15 protein-coding genes are annotated in these 14,777 nt (G+C 56.9%); 12 read left to right on the top strand and 3 right to left on the bottom strand.

Features of this window, described 5'->3' with window-relative positions:
* Positions 1-4 precede the first annotated feature (4 nt).
* Together Q0915_RS16495 and dctP are read right to left on the bottom strand one after the other, a co-directional pair.
* Complete coding sequence (locus Q0915_RS16495) at positions 5-547, bottom strand: TRAP transporter small permease (RefSeq protein ID WP_299475728.1); 543 nt, start codon at positions 545-547, stop codon at positions 5-7.
* Between the two features lie 65 nt (positions 548-612).
* Complete coding sequence (dctP, locus tag Q0915_RS16490) at positions 613-1,599, bottom strand: TRAP transporter substrate-binding protein DctP (RefSeq protein ID WP_299475725.1); 987 nt, start codon at positions 1,597-1,599, stop codon at positions 613-615.
* Between the two features lie 140 nt (positions 1,600-1,739).
* On the opposite strand from dctP, the gene Q0915_RS16485 reads away from it, so the two are divergent.
* The 11 genes from Q0915_RS16485 to ptsN all read left to right on the top strand — a co-directional run bounded on the left by Q0915_RS16485 (position 1,740) and on the right by ptsN (position 11,765).
* Entirely contained in the window at positions 1,740-2,396 is a 657-nt protein-coding gene (locus Q0915_RS16485; RefSeq protein ID WP_299475722.1) for a GntR family transcriptional regulator, read from the top strand.
* 124 nt (positions 2,397-2,520) lie between these two features.
* Positions 2,521-4,878 carry a heavy metal translocating P-type ATPase gene (locus Q0915_RS16480; RefSeq protein WP_299475719.1) on the top strand — a complete coding sequence of 786 codons (2,358 nt, stop codon included), beginning with the start codon at positions 2,521-2,523 and terminating at the stop codon, positions 4,876-4,878.
* A 10-nt stretch (positions 4,879-4,888) separates the two neighbouring features.
* On the top strand, positions 4,889-5,314 hold the full coding sequence (cueR, locus tag Q0915_RS16475; RefSeq protein ID WP_299475716.1) for a Cu(I)-responsive transcriptional regulator: 426 nt from the start codon (positions 4,889-4,891) through the stop codon (positions 5,312-5,314).
* Positions 5,314-5,778: a cytochrome c gene (locus Q0915_RS16470; RefSeq protein WP_299475713.1), complete on the top strand. Its 465-nt coding sequence runs from the start codon at positions 5,314-5,316 to the stop codon at positions 5,776-5,778. The genes cueR and Q0915_RS16470 overlap by 1 nt, the downstream gene beginning before the upstream one ends.
* Positions 5,779-5,918: 140 nt before the next feature.
* Positions 5,919-6,539: a ribonuclease H-like domain-containing protein gene (locus Q0915_RS16465; RefSeq protein WP_299475710.1), complete on the top strand. Its 621-nt coding sequence runs from the start codon at positions 5,919-5,921 to the stop codon at positions 6,537-6,539.
* A gap of 53 nt (positions 6,540-6,592) precedes the next feature.
* Positions 6,593-7,243 (top strand): LPS export ABC transporter periplasmic protein LptC, encoded by a 651-nt coding sequence (lptC, locus tag Q0915_RS16460; protein ID WP_299475707.1) that lies wholly within the window; start codon positions 6,593-6,595, stop codon positions 7,241-7,243.
* 3 nt (positions 7,244-7,246) lie between these two features.
* Positions 7,247-7,816 (top strand): LptA/OstA family protein, encoded by a 570-nt coding sequence (locus Q0915_RS16455; protein WP_299475704.1) that lies wholly within the window; start codon positions 7,247-7,249, stop codon positions 7,814-7,816.
* Positions 7,817-7,937: 121 nt separating this feature from the next.
* Positions 7,938-8,693 (top strand): LPS export ABC transporter ATP-binding protein, encoded by a 756-nt coding sequence (gene lptB / locus Q0915_RS16450; RefSeq protein WP_299475701.1) that lies wholly within the window; start codon positions 7,938-7,940, stop codon positions 8,691-8,693.
* An 89-nt stretch (positions 8,694-8,782) separates the two neighbouring features.
* Positions 8,783-10,333, top strand: a complete 1,551-nt coding sequence (rpoN, locus tag Q0915_RS16445; RefSeq protein WP_299475698.1) for an RNA polymerase factor sigma-54 — start codon at positions 8,783-8,785, stop codon at positions 10,331-10,333.
* Between the two features lie 315 nt (positions 10,334-10,648).
* Complete coding sequence (gene raiA / locus Q0915_RS16440) at positions 10,649-11,236, top strand: ribosome-associated translation inhibitor RaiA (protein ID WP_299475696.1); 588 nt, start codon at positions 10,649-10,651, stop codon at positions 11,234-11,236.
* Positions 11,237-11,297: 61 nt separating this feature from the next.
* Positions 11,298-11,765, top strand: coding sequence for a PTS IIA-like nitrogen regulatory protein PtsN (gene ptsN, locus Q0915_RS16435; RefSeq protein ID WP_299475693.1), 468 nt, complete (start codon positions 11,298-11,300; stop codon positions 11,763-11,765).
* Positions 11,766-11,817: 52 nt separating this feature from the next.
* On the opposite strand, the gene mdoH is transcribed toward ptsN, so the two are convergent.
* On the bottom strand, positions 11,818-13,641 hold the full coding sequence (mdoH, locus tag Q0915_RS16430) for a glucans biosynthesis glucosyltransferase MdoH (protein ID WP_299475691.1): 1,824 nt from the start codon (positions 13,639-13,641) through the stop codon (positions 11,818-11,820).
* 221 nt (positions 13,642-13,862) lie between these two features.
* On the opposite strand from mdoH, the gene Q0915_RS16425 reads away from it, so the two are divergent.
* A complete protein-coding gene (locus Q0915_RS16425) occupies positions 13,863-14,753 on the top strand; it encodes a zinc-binding alcohol dehydrogenase (protein ID WP_299475687.1) in 891 nt (296 codons plus the stop codon).
* Positions 14,754-14,777: the final 24 nt, after the last annotated feature.

Here is a 14,777-nt window from a genome sequence, read left to right as displayed (position 1 = left end):
GCCGCTACTCCAGTCCAAACGGTTTGTCGGTTCCGGTCAGAACGGCCACAAGGTCAGCGATCAGCTGAAGCAGGAGCAGGCCGAAGCCGATCGGGATGGAGAGGTAAGGGATCCAAAGCCTGACGCCCCAGACAGTGTCGGAGCGCCAGCCCCGGTCCCAGGCGAAATGCCAGTATTCAAAGCCGTACCACAGCATGATCGACACGATGACGATCGACAGGACGGAGGTGAGCATGGCGAGCGCGAACCGCGGGCGGGGGGCGAGAGAAAGTGGAATGAGATCCACATTCACATGACCGCGCAGGCGCTGGACATAGGGCAGCCCTACCAGGGTCGCCGCGATCACGAGGTAGATAACCGCCTCTGTCTGCCAGACCGTCGAGCCGTTGAGGACGAACCGCACGAAGATCATCTGACAGGTAATTGCGACCGCTGCGACGATCATAGCCGACGAACACCAGCCTGCCAGGGTTGAGAGGGCTGCGACGGCACGCAGGAAAGGGTTGTTTCCTGTGCGCGCGACAACAGCGGAGCTTTGGCCGGCCATTACCGACTCCCTCAAGGTCCGGAATTGAAAGAAAGCGTGGCGGCCAATGGCCGCCAGCTATGGTGTCATTCTACGGCGAGAGCCTTGTCGAGCAGGTCCTGCCCGTCCGGCACTTCCTCAACGAACTTCTGGTAGGACGTTTCCATTGCCAGTTTGCGCCAGGCGTCGAAGTCTTCCGGGCTCATTTCCGCTATTTCAACGCCTGCTTCTTCAAAGACCTGCACGGACGCCGCATCCTGTTTTTTCGCCTCTGCAAGGTAGAATGCTTCGGCCTTTTCAGCGCCTGCGAGAAGCGCCTGCTGCTGCGCTTCATTCAGGCCTTCGAAGGCCGATTTATTCATCAGAAGTGGCTGATACATGAACCAGAGGGCAACTTCACCCGCGGGTGTGTAGCATTTGACCTGTTCGTAGATCCGGTAGGACACGAACGATGAAGAGGACGTGTTTGCTGCCTGAAGAACGCCGGTCTGCATCGCGTTGTAGATTTCAGAAGACGCCATGGAGGCGATCGACGCACCTGCTCCTGCGAGCATTTGTTCGAAGGATTTGCCTGCGGCGCGGGTCTGCAGACCTTTGACGTCATCGGGGCTGGTGATGCACTTGTCGGTCCCTGCAAATCCGCCGGCCAGGTAGCCGTGAACCAGAACCATGACGTCATCATCAGCCATTTTTGCTTCAAGGGCTTCCATAAACGGTGAGTCGCTGAGCCGCGCTGCGTGGTCGTGGTTCTTTACCAGGCCCGGCATCAGCGTGAGGTTATACGCTGGCTGCTGACCACCGGCATAGCTCAAGGGAAACACGGTCATGTCGAGCTGACCGCGGCTGAGGGGCTTGTATTGCTCGCGCGGCTTGAACAGGGACTTTGAGCCGAAGATCTTGATTTCCAGATCGACATCGGCTGCCGCGACTTCATCGGCAACGATCTGCGCCACCTGGTGGCGGACGTCCTTGTTGGACCACTGGTGCGACAATCGCAGTTCTGTCGCCTGAACCAGCGTTGCAGAGCTCATGATGGCAAGGGCTGCCACTGCGCCTTTCATAATTGATTTCATAGTTTCCTCCCGAAGTGTCCAGCGGGCATTTGCCTGAGTGGACGCCTCCAGCTTACGTTCGTTCTGTATTTTTAGTCAACAATCTTGTATACAAAAAACTCAAGTTTGCGTTTTAAGCGTGATCGAATTACAAGAAAGCTATGGAACAACGCCGCGCCGACAACATTGCTGAAACGCTGGAAGAACATATCTTTGGCGGCGTTTTTCAGGACGGTGATCGTCTTGACGAAGTGCGCCTTGCCGAAAAGTTCGGCGTCTCCCGCACACCCTTGCGCGAGGCATTTCAACGCCTGGCGTTGTCAGGCCTGGTCGAGCTGGTCCCGCGCCGGGGGGCGTTCGTGCGCCAGCCGGGGCCGATCGAGTTGATGGAAATGTTCGAGGTCATGGCCGAGTTGGAAGCCGTATGCGGCCGTCTGGCTGCACGCAGGATTTCCGACGTGGCAATTGAGGAGCTTCGGGACGCGAACGCCCGGTGCCAGATGGCTGTGGAAGCGAAGGATACCGATGGCTACTACATCGAAAACGAGCGTTTTCACAAAACGATCTACCGCCAATCCGGCAACAGCTTTCTGGAACAGGAAGCGGCAAAACTACACAAGCGCCTGAAACCTTTTCGGCGTCAACAGCTGAAGTTCAGAGGGCGCATGGCCCAGTCAATGGCTGAGCACGAGGCAATCGTCGACGCTCTGGCGCGCGGGGAGCCGGAGGAAGCAGCCAACGCGTTGCGCAACCATGTCGCGGTGCAGGGTGAAAAATTCCACAATCTGATGGCCAGTCTGAAGAGCCAGTCAGACTGACGATTCTGCTCGCGGTTTCGGAAAACGGTCCGCGCAAGGCACATGCGCGGTTTTTCCGATTGACCTTCCAGTGACTGGAAGCCCTAACTGACAGGAGAGCAAACAGCGAAAGAATAGCAAAGTCATGCAGGAAACCGCCGTCGCCCCGGATGAAGCGAACCACGCAGGCCACGCGAAAGACCCCGTATGCGGGATGTCGGTGACGCTTGGGAAAGGCAAGCCGACCCTGCGTTACAAGGGCCACGACTATCATTTCTGCAATCCCAAATGCCACGACAAGTTCGAGACCGACCCACACTTTTACCTCTCCGGCAACAACGAAAAAAAGAAACGGCTGGAAGCGGAACAATCGGGATCCGCGACGCTGTTCACCTGCCCGATGGACCCGGAAATCGTGCAGGAAGGTCCAGGCACCTGTCCTATCTGCGGCATGGCCCTGGAGCCGATGAGCGGGGTGTCCGACGAACCCAATCATGAACTCATCGACTTTACCCGGCGCTTATGGGTAAGCGTCTTTGCCGCCATTCCCCTGCTCATTCTGACGATGGGACCGATGGTTGGTGTGCCGATACGCGACTGGATCGGTGAAGGCGTTGCGATCTATCTGGAAGCGATTCTGGCAACGCCTGTGGTTCTTTGGGCTGCCCTACCGTTTTTCCAGCGGGGCTGGACCTCACTCGTTACCCGCCACTTCAACATGTGGACCCTGATCATGATCGGGGTGGGTGCTGCATATCTTTATTCCATGACCGCGGCATTCATGCCGTTTCTCTTTCCTGAAACGCTTAAAGGGGCAAGCGGCCACCTCCCGGTTTACTTTGAAGCTGCCGTCGTGATTGTCGCGCTGGTCTTCGTCGGTCAGGTGCTCGAGTTGAACGCGCGTGAAAGAACGGGTGATGCCATTCGCGCCTTGCTTGATCTTGCCCCCAAGACGGCCCGGCGCATTATCGGCGACAACGAGGAATATGACGCCCCGCTCGAAAATATCCTTGCAGGAGACAGGTTGCGTGTTCGTCCGGGCGACTCGGTTCCGGTGGATGGCGTTGTGCTGGATGGAGCGTCTTCGATCGATGAGAGCCTTGTGACCGGTGAACCGCTTCCGGTGGAAAAGGGCGTGGGAGACCACGTGACCGGTGGAACGATCAACAAATCCGGCACATTCGTCATGGCGGCGCAGCATGTCGGTACTGATACGATGCTTGCCAAAATCGTCGATATGGTCGCGTCGGCGCAGCGCTCGCGCGCGCCAATTCAGGGCCTTGCGGATCGCGTTGCAGGTTACTTCGTGCCCACAGTCGTTGCCATCGCGGTATTGGCATTTTGTGTCTGGCTCATTTTTGGCCCCAGCCCCTCCCTGGTACATGCCGTGATTGCGGCTGTATCCGTCCTGATCATTGCATGTCCCTGTGCGCTTGGACTGGCCACCCCGATGTCGATTATGACCGCGACCGGCAGGGGAGCGCAGGCCGGCGTTCTCGTCAAGTCGGCGGAAAGTCTGGAGCGCCTTGCCGCTGTTGATACGATCGTCGTCGACAAGACCGGCACGCTGACGGAGGGACGGCCGGTTGTCAGCGACATTCTGCCGGCTTCCGGCATGACTGAAGAACAGGTGCTGGAGCTCGCGGGTGCGCTCGAAAAGGGATCGGAACATCCGCTTGCCGAGGCTATTCTCAGCAGCGCAAACGCGCGGCAGATCAGTCTGCCGGAGGTCGAGGATTTCCAGTCGATGACCGGCAAGGGGGTAACCGCACGGATCGGTGGCAGCCGTGTGTTCCTTGGCAACAGTCAATTTGCGGCGGAATCTGGAGCTGATATCAGCGGCATGTCTGAGCGCGCCGAGGAGCTGTCGGCGCTCGGCAAGACCGCGATGTTTCTTGTCCAGGAGTTTGGCGGGCAGGTCTTTCTGCAGGGCGTCATAGCGGTCGCGGACCCGGTGAAGAAAAATGCCAAGGCGGCGATAGACGCCTTACACCTCGACGGTGTGAAGATCGTCATGGCGACAGGCGATGCAAAGCCGACCGCAGACGCCGTCGCAGCTACGCTCGCGATTGATGATGTGAGGGCGGGCGTATTGCCGGAAGGCAAGCAACAGCTGGTCGAGGATCTGAAATCCAAAGGTCACGTAGTGGCGATGGCTGGTGACGGGGTCAATGATGCACCCGCGCTTGCTGCCGCAGATGTTGGACTGGCGATGGGCACCGGTGCCGATGTCGCCGTCGAAAGTGCAGGGCTGACACTTCTGAAGGGCGACCTTGAGGGAATTTTGCGTGCCCGCACCCTGGCCCGCGAGACCGTGCGGAACATTAGGCAAAATCTCTTTTTTGCATTCGCCTACAACTCTGTCGGTGTTCCGATTGCCGCCGGCGTGCTTTATCCCGTCTTCGGGGTATTGTTGTCTCCCATGCTTGCGGCGGCAGCGATGAGCCTTTCATCTGTTTCCGTTATTGGCAATGCGCTGCGATTGCGCAGTTTGAAACTGTGAGACCCGTAACATGAACATCGGCACCGCTTCCGAATTGAGCCGTTTGCCCGCCAAGACGATCCGTTACTACGAGGAAATCGGTCTTGTCGAACCGACGCGCAGCGGCAATGGCTATCGGGATTTTTCAGAAACGGATGTCCAGAGATTGACCTTTCTGCAACGGGCAAGAAATCTGGGCTTTTCGATTGACGAGTGCCGTGACCTGCTTTCGCTTTACGAGGACCGGAACCGGGCGAGTGCGGATGTCAAGGCTCTGACCCGTGCAAAGATCCGGGAAGTTGAGCGGAAAATCGAGGAATTGAGATCGCTCAAACGGGTGTTGGCAACACTGTCGGACGCCTGCCACGGTGATAACCGTCCGGAATGCCCGATCATTGATGACCTGGCGGGCGAAACCGGTCCACGGGACACTTCAGGGAAGGACGGGAAGAGTTGATGAACAGAAAACTGATTGGCGCGCTGCTCTCGGTTTCGGTTTGCTTCTTGAGCCTGGTAACGGCCTGGGCCCACAGCGGCGCCATGGGTGTCGTGAAGGAGCGCATGGATGCCATGACGGAAATCAGCCGGAACGTGAAAACGGTCGGCCGAATGCTGAAAGAAGAAATTCCGTACGATGGCGAAGCTATCGCGAATGCTGGCGAAGTTATTGCCGATCATGCAGGGGAGGCGATGACACGATTGTTTCCGAAAGGCAGCCTGCAATCTCCAACGGAGGCGAGCCCGGCGATCTGGACGGACTGGAAGGACTTTTCGCAATTGGCGGAACGTTTGAAGGCGTCCGCTCTCAAGCTTGGCGACGGCGCCAGGACAGATGCGGACCGGAATTCGATTATGTCCGATTTTGCTGAAATGGCGGGAACGTGCAAATCCTGTCACGAGGTCTTCCGCGTCAAGAAATAAGTTCTCGCGCATTTTCACGCACCCTGTTCAATGTTTCGCTGCAGCAATCTGCTTGCCACAACCGCCAGCATGTTTTACCTGACGGTCAATCATGGGGCGTTATAAAGCAAAGCCAGCCATGCAACAGGAGACGACGCAGCATGACCATCCGGTACCACAAGGGTGACCTTCCTGATCTGAAAACATACGAAACCGCAAGCGCCGTCGCGGTAGATTCAGAGACCCTTGGCCTCAATCCGCACCGGGACCGCCTTTGCGTCGTGCAGTTGTCGCCGGGTGACGGAACTGCGGATGTCGTCCAGATTGCGCGCGGTCAAACCGAGGCGCCAAACCTTGCACGCCTGTTCACCGATGCGTCCAAACCGAAGATTTTTCATTTCGCGCGGTTTGATGTTGCCGTGTTGCGGCACTATCTAGGCATCGAAGTCGAGCCTGTCTGGTGCACCAAGATCGCTTCCAAGCTCGTGCGGACCTATACGGACCGGCACGGTTTGAAGGACATCACACGTGAACTCCTGGGCGTTGAGTTGTCGAAGCAGCAGCAAAGTTCTGATTGGGCGGCGGAAAAACTGTCTGATGCCCAATTGGCCTATGCGGCATCAGATGTCCTGCATCTGCATGCCTTGAAAGAGAAACTGGAGTTCATGCTCGCTCGGGAAGAAAGGTCGCATATCGCAAAAGCCTGTTTCGCGTTTTTGCCGACCCGTGCAGAACTCGACCTGAAGGGCTGGGAAGAGAACGACATATTCGCGCATTCCTGATCGGGCGGACGGGTAACGGTACCGCAGCCAGGGTGTCGTGATTGGAGACAGTGTTGAGCGTCATCAGTGATCAAATTGGGGAGGTAGCCCCCAGACATCAGTTCAACCGTGCGCAGCGGGCAGCCCGCCGCCACAGCGTGCTGGTGCGCGTTTTGCGCTGGTTGTTCCCGGGCATTGGTCTGTTGATACTGGCCGTGATGATCGGAATGGTCGTTCTGTTCAATCTGTTGAGTGGGTTTGGCGCGGCAAACATGATGCTGACCAGTGACGGACTGGTCATGGACCACCCCGAGCTCTCCGGTCACGATGGGGAAAGGTCATACAAGGTGACCGCCCGCCGGGCGATCCAAAGACTGAGCGACCCGCGGATTATCGATCTGGAGACAATACGCGCCGACATCGTCCTGAGTGAAGACGAGAGCGCGGAGATCGTCGCATTGAAGGGAATTTACAATAACGCGGCGGAAACCTTGCGCCTGTATGAAGGGATTCAGATCGAGTGGAGCGAGGGCTATACGGTTGACATGTCGGAAGTCGAAGTTGATTTGAAGGATGGCGCGATGAGCACCTCGGAGCCTGTTTCCATCCGCTCCGATCAGGGCCATATTCAATCCGGCAATCTTTCATATGATAAGGCGAAGGGTCTCGTCCGGTTTTCAGATGGCGTCAGGATGACCATTAATCCGGCATCGGAAGGACAGTAGCAGATGACTTTTTTGAAGCGCTTTACAATTGCCGCCGCAGCAGCTGTTTTTGCCGCCGCCGCGCAAGCGCAGACATTTACCGACTCTTTTGCCGGGTTCGGATCGAATGATGGTGAGCCGATCGAGATCGAAGCGAGCGAGCTGAGAGTGGAAGACAACAACAACACGGCGACATTCGTCGGTGACGTTGTCGTCATCCAGGGCGAGACCAGCCTCAAAACCGAACGTCTCAAGGTTTTCTATGCCGGTTCCGGTGCTTCGGCCGACGAGGGTGCGGTCCAGCAGCGTATTTCCCGCCTTGAGGCTGAAGGCGGTGTCTTTGTGACGTCGAAAGACCAAACCGCAAAGGGCGATGCCGCAAGCTTCGACATGACAAAGGAAATCATGGTTATGACGGGCCGTGAGGTCGTGTTGAGCCAGGGCCCGAACGTGGTTGTCGGCAACAAGCTGACTGTGAACCTCAAAACCGGTCAGGCAAACCTGACGGCTGCAAAGGGGAAACTGTCCGACTCCGAAGGTGGCGGCGGACGGGTCAAGGTGCGCATCTTGCCGAACAGCGTCGAAGAGAACTGAACCCGTTAAGGAGCGCCGGCATTTTATCGGCGGACCGTTAAGTTGATGCGCAGGTTAAGATTGATTGGATTTTTGATAGGTGAAAAGAACGTCTTCGGATTTCAACGGACTGCACGGACAAATGCCGGAACCTGATTTGTCTGAAGACGATCTGTCACAGGCGCTGGTGGTCGAAGGGATTGGAAAAACCTATGGCCGCCGTCAGGTGGTCAAGTATGTCAGCCTGTCGGTTAAGCCGGGCGAGGCGGTCGGGTTGCTTGGGCCGAACGGTGCCGGCAAGACCACGACTTTCTACATGATCACTGGCCTCATCCGGCCGGATCAGGGACAGATCTTGTTGGAAGGCTTCAACATCACGCGGATGCCCATGTACCGCCGGGCGCGTCTCGGTATTGGATACCTGCCGCAGGAAGCGTCGATTTTCCGTGGCCTGACCGTCGAAGAGAACATTCGAGCGGTCCTTGAAGTGATTGAGCCCAGCCGTCAAAAACGCCGTGAGGAACTCGATTCGCTTCTGGCGGAGTTTGGGCTGACCCACTTGCGCAAGTCGCCGAGTATCGCCTTGTCCGGCGGCGAAAGACGGCGTGTCGAAATTGCGCGAGCGCTCGCCAGCCGCCCATCCTTCATGCTGCTTGACGAGCCATTTGCCGGGATCGACCCGATTGCAGTTGGCGATATCCAGCAATTGGTCCGACACCTGACGCAGCGTGGCATTGGCGTCCTGATCACGGACCACAATGTGCGCGAGACCCTTGGACTGATCGACAGGGCCTATATCATTGCGGCAGGGGAAGTTCTGACCGAAGGCCTGCCACAGGAGATTGTCACGAACCCGGATGTGCGCAGGCTTTATCTTGGCGAGCAATTTACGCTTTGATGACGAGTGTCGAGCTAGGGTATAGTTCGGTTCTGCAAGATATAAGCAAAAAGCAGACCACACGTAGCTGATAGGCGCCCGGGAACTCGATGGCCATTTCAACCAAGTTGGAAATGCGGCAAAGCCAGTCACTGGTGATGACGCCGCAACTGATGCAGGCAATCAAGCTCCTGCAGATGTCCAACCTTGACCTGGTTTCGTATGTCGAGGCAGAGCTGGAGCGCAATCCGCTGCTCGAAAAGAGCGACGGCGAGCCGGCAGAGCCAAACAGCGGCGAGGCGTCCGGCGCAACCGAACAATCGACAGAGCCGCACGATGCGGGAGCCGGGTCTGGCGACGAACCAAATTCCGGCGATTGGATGCAAAACGATCTTGAAACGGGATCGGAAGCCATTGCATCGCGTATGGATACGGATCTTGGCAACGTGTTCCCGGACGAACCCGGCGTCCCGGCATCACCGGACCCGGCGCTTTTGAAATCGGGTGACAGCTACAAGAACGCTTCGAGCGGCGCGGCGTCTGAGGACTATAATCTTGAAGCTTTCGTAGCAGAAGAAACCTCCCTTGGAACATCGCTCGAAGAGCAGATGCATCTGGCGTTAAGCGACGAGGCTGACCGGTTGATTGCCGGTCATCTGATCAACTCACTTGATGAAAACGGTTATCTCTACCAGGATCTTGAAGACACGGCGGAACAGCTTGGCGTCGAAGCCGAACGCGTCGAGACGGTACTCACGGTCCTTCAATCCTTTGAACCAGCAGGTGTTTTTGCACGAAATCTGGCGGAGTGCCTGAAACTTCAGCTGGTCGACAAGAACCGGTTCGACCCGGCGATGGAAGCGCTGATCGACAATATCGAGCTGCTCGCTAAGCGCGAACTTGCCGCGCTGAAGAAAATTTGCGGCGTCGACGATGAGGATCTTGTGGAGATGATCGCCGAGATCCGGGCGCTGGATCCCAAGCCGGGCAGCGTTTTCGGGTCGTCGCTCGTCCAGCCCGTAGTTCCTGACGTGTTCGTGCGCCCTGCAAATGACGGGACATGGGCGATAGAGCTGAATTCCGACACGCTGCCGAAGGTACTGGTGAACCAGACCTACTTTGCCAAAGTCATCAAGACGGCGCGCAACGAAACCGAGAAGGAATATCTAACCGACTCCCTTCAGACCGCGAACTGGCTTGCAAAGAGCCTTGACCAGCGCGCCAAGACCATCCTCAAGGTATCCACTGAAATTGTGCGCCAGCAGGACGGTTTCCTGACATACGGCATTGCGCATCTCAGGCCACTCAATTTGAAGACGATTGCCGAAGCGATCAGCATGCATGAATCAACCGTCAGCCGCGTGACATCCAACAAGTTCATGTCGACACCGCGCGGGATCTTCGAACTCAAGTATTTTTTCTCTTCGGCCATCTCCGGAACCGCCGACGGGGATTCGCATTCGGCAGAAGCTGTAAGGCATCGCATTAAGCAGATGATCGACGCCGAAGATCCAAAGGCTATCCTGTCCGATGACACGATCGTCAAAATTCTCAAGGACGACGGCATCGATATTGCGCGCAGGACTGTGGCAAAATACCGAGAGGCCATGAAAATCGGGTCGTCGGTACAGCGCAGACGTGAAAAGAACACCAAAATCTAGCCCGCAGGTTTCTACTGTCAGCCCGAATGCCGTCAGGTCCGGTCGCCGGATAAAACGACGGCAATTTCCAGCGGATTTCCGGATTGTTTTCCCGAACAAATTGTCGGGAACACACCATTTTCACCGAGGGTGCGGCGACCTATTTATTTAGAATTGACACTTTGCGTTAGCGCAATTATAGCACCGCCCTCATGACGTAATGAGGGGATGGCGCTTGAGCGCTGACTGGTCCATTCTGTGGACTTGAGACGTTTCGCGTCTCGACATCGGCGCAAGCTGATGATTTATCGGCCAATAGAAAAAGAAGAGGTCCCCATGGCTTTGCGGATTTCGGGTAAAAATGTGGATGTGGGCGATGCACTGCGCGAGCACATCACAGACCGGATCGAAGATGCCCTGTCGAAATACTTCACGGGCGGATTCACTGGCCACGTTACGCTCAGCAGGGAGGGCACAGGCTTTAAGTCTGAATGCAGCCTGCACCTCGACACGGGAATCGTGTTACAGGTGTCGGCTCAGGATCAGGATCCGCGCAACAGTTTTGATTCTGCAGCGGACAAGATCGAAAAACGGTTGCGGCGGTATAAGCGCAAGCTGAAGGACCATCATAGCCACAACGGTAATGGCCGCGAGGCGTTTGAAGCGGCTTCTTACGTGCTGGCCTCGCCGGAGGATGACGAGGAAGTCCCCGTGGATTTCAATCCGCTCGTCATTGCGGAGACCTCGGCCAAGGTGAAAACCATGACAGTCGGCATGGCTGTAATGGAGCTGGATCTAACCGAAGCGCCGGTTGTTATGTTCAAAAATGCGGCAAATGGCGGTGTTAATGTTGTCTACCGCAGGCCGGATGGCAATATAGGGTGGATAGACCCAGCGTTGGTTGCTGGTGAAGCTGCTGAATAGATGATGCGGAAGAAGCCGGCTTCCATGCCGGGGCCGGCTTCCGAAACTTGTAGGCTTACTAATGGATCTTAGCGATCTTCTGGGTAAAGACGCGGTGATTGCCGGCTTGAAGGCCAAAAGCAAGAAACAGGCAATTCAGGAACTGTCCGCGCACGCTGCGGGCCTGACCGGTCTTTCGGAACGCGAAATTTTCGACACACTGCTTCAGCGCGAGCGATTGGGCTCCACCGGTGTCGGCCATGGGATTGCGATCCCGCACGGCAAACTGACGCGATTGGACCGTCTGGTTGGCCTTTTTGCCAAGTTGGAAAAGCCGGTTGATTTTGATGCTCTGGACGATCAGCCCGTCGACCTTGTGTTCCTTTTGCTAGCGCCTGAAGGGGCTGGCGCGGACCATTTGAAGGCACTGGCCCGGATCGCACGCCAGCTTCGGGATGCAACCGTGACACAGGGCCTTCGTGGTTCTGCCGACGCAGAAGAAATCTACGATTTTCTGATTCAGCCTCTGGCGTCTTCAAACGCAGCTTGATCGATCTATCTGGTCAGGCATGAAAAAGACCGGCTCTCGCCGGTCTTTTCTTTTAGATTTCTGCCGGTTTCGGATCGCCCTGAACCAGACCGGTCTGTGCGTCGGCTGGTGCCGTGTGCTGTGCGAGCGCAGGCAAGTGCAGATCAGACAGTTCGGCTGGTGGGCGTGTTTCTTCCGGGATGCGCCAGAGTGTCGAACGGATGCCAAGCTTTCCAAGAAACTTCGTAGACGTCGATACGGCAATCCCGATTGCCAGCAGCGGCCCGATGGCCACCGGAATTATCGGCCACACAAGTTCGATCGGCTGTGACGAAATCCAGACAAGGCCTGCGAGACCGAAAAGCGTTTGCGGCCAGAGCTTGGCGGCTGCCAGCGGGATCGGAAGCCGTGCGACGCCGCGCGCCTGTGCACCCCAGCCGATGGTTTTGCCGACCGCGAGGCCACCCATGAACAGGGTATGGGCGACAGCCATAATTGGCGCCAGCATCGCCGAGTAAACGATTTCCGAACCGAAACTGATCAGCACCCTGACGGGACCGCCGAAAGCTTTTCTCAGATCGCGGCGGGCCAGGACGTCGGCAACCGTCGCGATCTTCGGCGCAAAAACCATTCCGAGGACGGTGAAGAAAATCACCACGCCGGTGTCTGCACGATAGGGTGCATAATCGGTGGTCATGCCCAGAACCGCCGCTGCGACCATGAAGCCGATCCAGGCCGGCGAGCCGAGGAACATCAAGATTGCCAGGAACAATTGCACGCGGCTGACCGGCTTGAGGCCTTTCATGCCGATCAGGCGGCGATACTGAAGGTTCCCCTGACACCAGCGCAGATCCCTTCGGATAAATTCCAGAAGATGGGGCGGATTGTCTTCATAGCTGCCTGTTTCAAGCGGCAAAACGCGGCACTGGTAGCCTGCGCGGCGCATGAGAACCGCTTCAACCTGGTCGTGAGACAGGATCGTGCCCGCAAGCGGTCCCTTGCCGGGCAGCACCGGCAGCCGGCAATGCTCCTTGAAGGGTTTCAGGCGCAGAAGGGCGTTATGTCCCCAATAGGGACCGCAGTCGCCCTGCCACCAGGCACTGCCGATCGTATAGGAGCGCATACCAAGCCGCATTCCGAACTGGAACACCCGTGCGAAGGCACTGTCGGTAGGAAGGCCGACAACGAGGCTTTGCAGGATACCCAGATTTGGATTTGCTTCCATGCGGCGAACAAGCGTGGCAATCGCATTGGCTGACATGTAGCTGTCGGCATCAAGGACCAGCGCGAAATCGTGCTCATCGCCCCAACGGTCGCAGAAATCTTCGATGTTGCCGGCCTTGAAGCCCGTATTCAGAGAGCGGCGCCGATAGATGACGTCCATTTGCCCCTGAAAGCGTTCCGACATGCGGGCGCTCATTTCCTGCTCTTGCAGTGCAATGGCATCGATTGACGTGTCACTGAGTACGTAGAGCGTGAAATGCGGCGCATATCCGGACCGGATAAGGTTGGTTACCATCGCGCTCAGATTTGTTTCTAGGCTATCCACGTCCTCGTCGCGCACGCAGGACAAAAGCGCTGTCGAACTTGTAAGCTGCGCATCCGGAACACCTGGTTTTATGGGGCATACCGCCGTCACAGGATCGCGGGACAGCCTCATGATCAGCAAGCCGATAACGGCGTTCCAAAACCCGATTATTGTCCATGGCAGGGTCACCATGAAACAGACCAGGATGAACAGATCAAGTGGCTGAAGACCACCCGGTGACAGCGTCACCGCCATCAATGCCGTAAGTCCGATGAAACTGATTGCCAGCAGCGACGCGAAGATCACTCGCCTGACAGTCATGCGTGTCGCAGATTTGTCTGAATGGGAGATGTCAGAGACTCGAAACATTTTTTTGACTTCCAATCCGGGCAATCGTGGCGATAGTGCACATGTCAAAATGTCCTAAAATTGACAGGAGCTAATTGAGTGAGTGGAACGGTACGGGAATGACGGAAAAAGAGGTGGTGACGCGCGGCACACCCGAGCCATGCGCTTTGTGGTATCAGGAAAGTGAGCGATGCAGCCTTGAACGGGTTCCGCTTCAACGGCCGCAACCTGGAGAGGTTTTCGTGAAAGCACTCTATAGCGGCGTAAGTCGCGGCACGGAAGGCCTCGTTTTTCGTGGGCAGGTTCCGCAAAGCGAATGGCAGCGAATGCGTGCGCCGTTTCAGAAAGGAGACTTCCCGTTTCCGGTTAAATACGGATATTCCAGCGTCGGCACGGTTCTGGAAGGAGACACAGCTCTGGTCGGCCGAACCGTCTTTTCCCTCTACCCACATCAAAACGTCTACACTCTCCCTGCCAACTCTTGCGTGCCGGTTCCTGATGGTGTTTCGCCAGAACGTGCTGTTCTTGCAGCCAATATGGAAACAGCGCTTAACGCTATATGGGACGGAAAACCATCACCTGGGGATCACATCTGCGTGGTTGGAGGCGGCGTTGTCGGCCTCCTGACCGCATACGTCGCAGGCAAACTGCCCGGATCAACCGTCACCGTCATTGATACAAACCCTGAGCGTGCAGAATCTGCGAACGCACTCGGACTTTATTTTGCACTGCCGCAAAATGCGCCGCGAGATCAGGACATCGTGTTTCACACAAGCGCCAGCGCGGCAGGCTTGGCGACGGCACTGGAATGCGCCGGAGATGGGACGTCCATCGTTGAAATGAGTTGGTATGGTGCTGGAAACGTTGCTGTTTCCCTGGGCGCCGACTTCCACAGCCGGCGCCTTAAGCTTATCTCCAGTCAGGTCGGAACGATCCCGTTTGAGCGCCAGCCCAGATGGACCTACCGGCGGCGTCTGGAAACGGCAATGTCGCTCCTCGCGGACCCGGTACTTGATCATCTGATCACGCACAGGATTGCATTTCAAAATCTGCCGGAGCAACTTCCCGAAGTGTTGAACAAGGCGTCAGATGTCCTGGCCGCTCTTGTCGTTTATGAGGAGCAGATCTGCTAGAAGGTGCTCCCCGCCCCGTCCAAC

The sequence above is a fragment of the uncultured Roseibium sp. genome, assembly GCF_947494555.1.
GTDB lineage: Bacteria > Pseudomonadota > Alphaproteobacteria > Rhizobiales > Stappiaceae > Roseibium.
Note: the sequence above shows the minus strand (reverse complement) of the source record. Positions and strands in the feature narration are given on the sequence as shown.

What these genes read in the sequence shown, in the direction of transcription:
- Q0915_RS16455 (WP_299475704.1), top strand. Translation starts at nt 7,247, where the DNA reads ATGACTTTTTTGAAGCGCTTTACAATTGCCGCCGCAGCAGCTGTTTTT.
- Q0915_RS16470 (WP_299475713.1), top strand. Translation starts at nt 5,314, where the DNA reads ATGAACAGAAAACTGATTGGCGCGCTGCTCTCGGTTTCGGTTTGCTTC.
- Q0915_RS16485 (WP_299475722.1), top strand. Translation starts at nt 1,740, where the DNA reads ATGGAACAACGCCGCGCCGACAACATTGCTGAAACGCTGGAAGAACAT.
- lptB (WP_299475701.1), top strand. Translation starts at nt 7,938, where the DNA reads ATGCCGGAACCTGATTTGTCTGAAGACGATCTGTCACAGGCGCTGGTG.
- mdoH (WP_299475691.1), bottom strand. Translation starts at nt 13,641, where the DNA reads ATGTTTCGAGTCTCTGACATCTCCCATTCAGACAAATCTGCGACACGC.
- Q0915_RS16465 (WP_299475710.1), top strand. Translation starts at nt 5,919, where the DNA reads ATGACCATCCGGTACCACAAGGGTGACCTTCCTGATCTGAAAACATAC.
- Q0915_RS16495 (WP_299475728.1), bottom strand. Translation starts at nt 547, where the DNA reads ATGGCCGGCCAAAGCTCCGCTGTTGTCGCGCGCACAGGAAACAACCCT.
- rpoN (WP_299475698.1), top strand. Translation starts at nt 8,783, where the DNA reads ATGGCCATTTCAACCAAGTTGGAAATGCGGCAAAGCCAGTCACTGGTG.
- Q0915_RS16480 (WP_299475719.1), top strand. Translation starts at nt 2,521, where the DNA reads ATGCAGGAAACCGCCGTCGCCCCGGATGAAGCGAACCACGCAGGCCAC.
- ptsN (WP_299475693.1), top strand. Translation starts at nt 11,298, where the DNA reads ATGGATCTTAGCGATCTTCTGGGTAAAGACGCGGTGATTGCCGGCTTG.
- cueR (WP_299475716.1), top strand. Translation starts at nt 4,889, where the DNA reads ATGAACATCGGCACCGCTTCCGAATTGAGCCGTTTGCCCGCCAAGACG.
- raiA (WP_299475696.1), top strand. Translation starts at nt 10,649, where the DNA reads ATGGCTTTGCGGATTTCGGGTAAAAATGTGGATGTGGGCGATGCACTG.
- dctP (WP_299475725.1), bottom strand. Translation starts at nt 1,599, where the DNA reads ATGAAATCAATTATGAAAGGCGCAGTGGCAGCCCTTGCCATCATGAGC.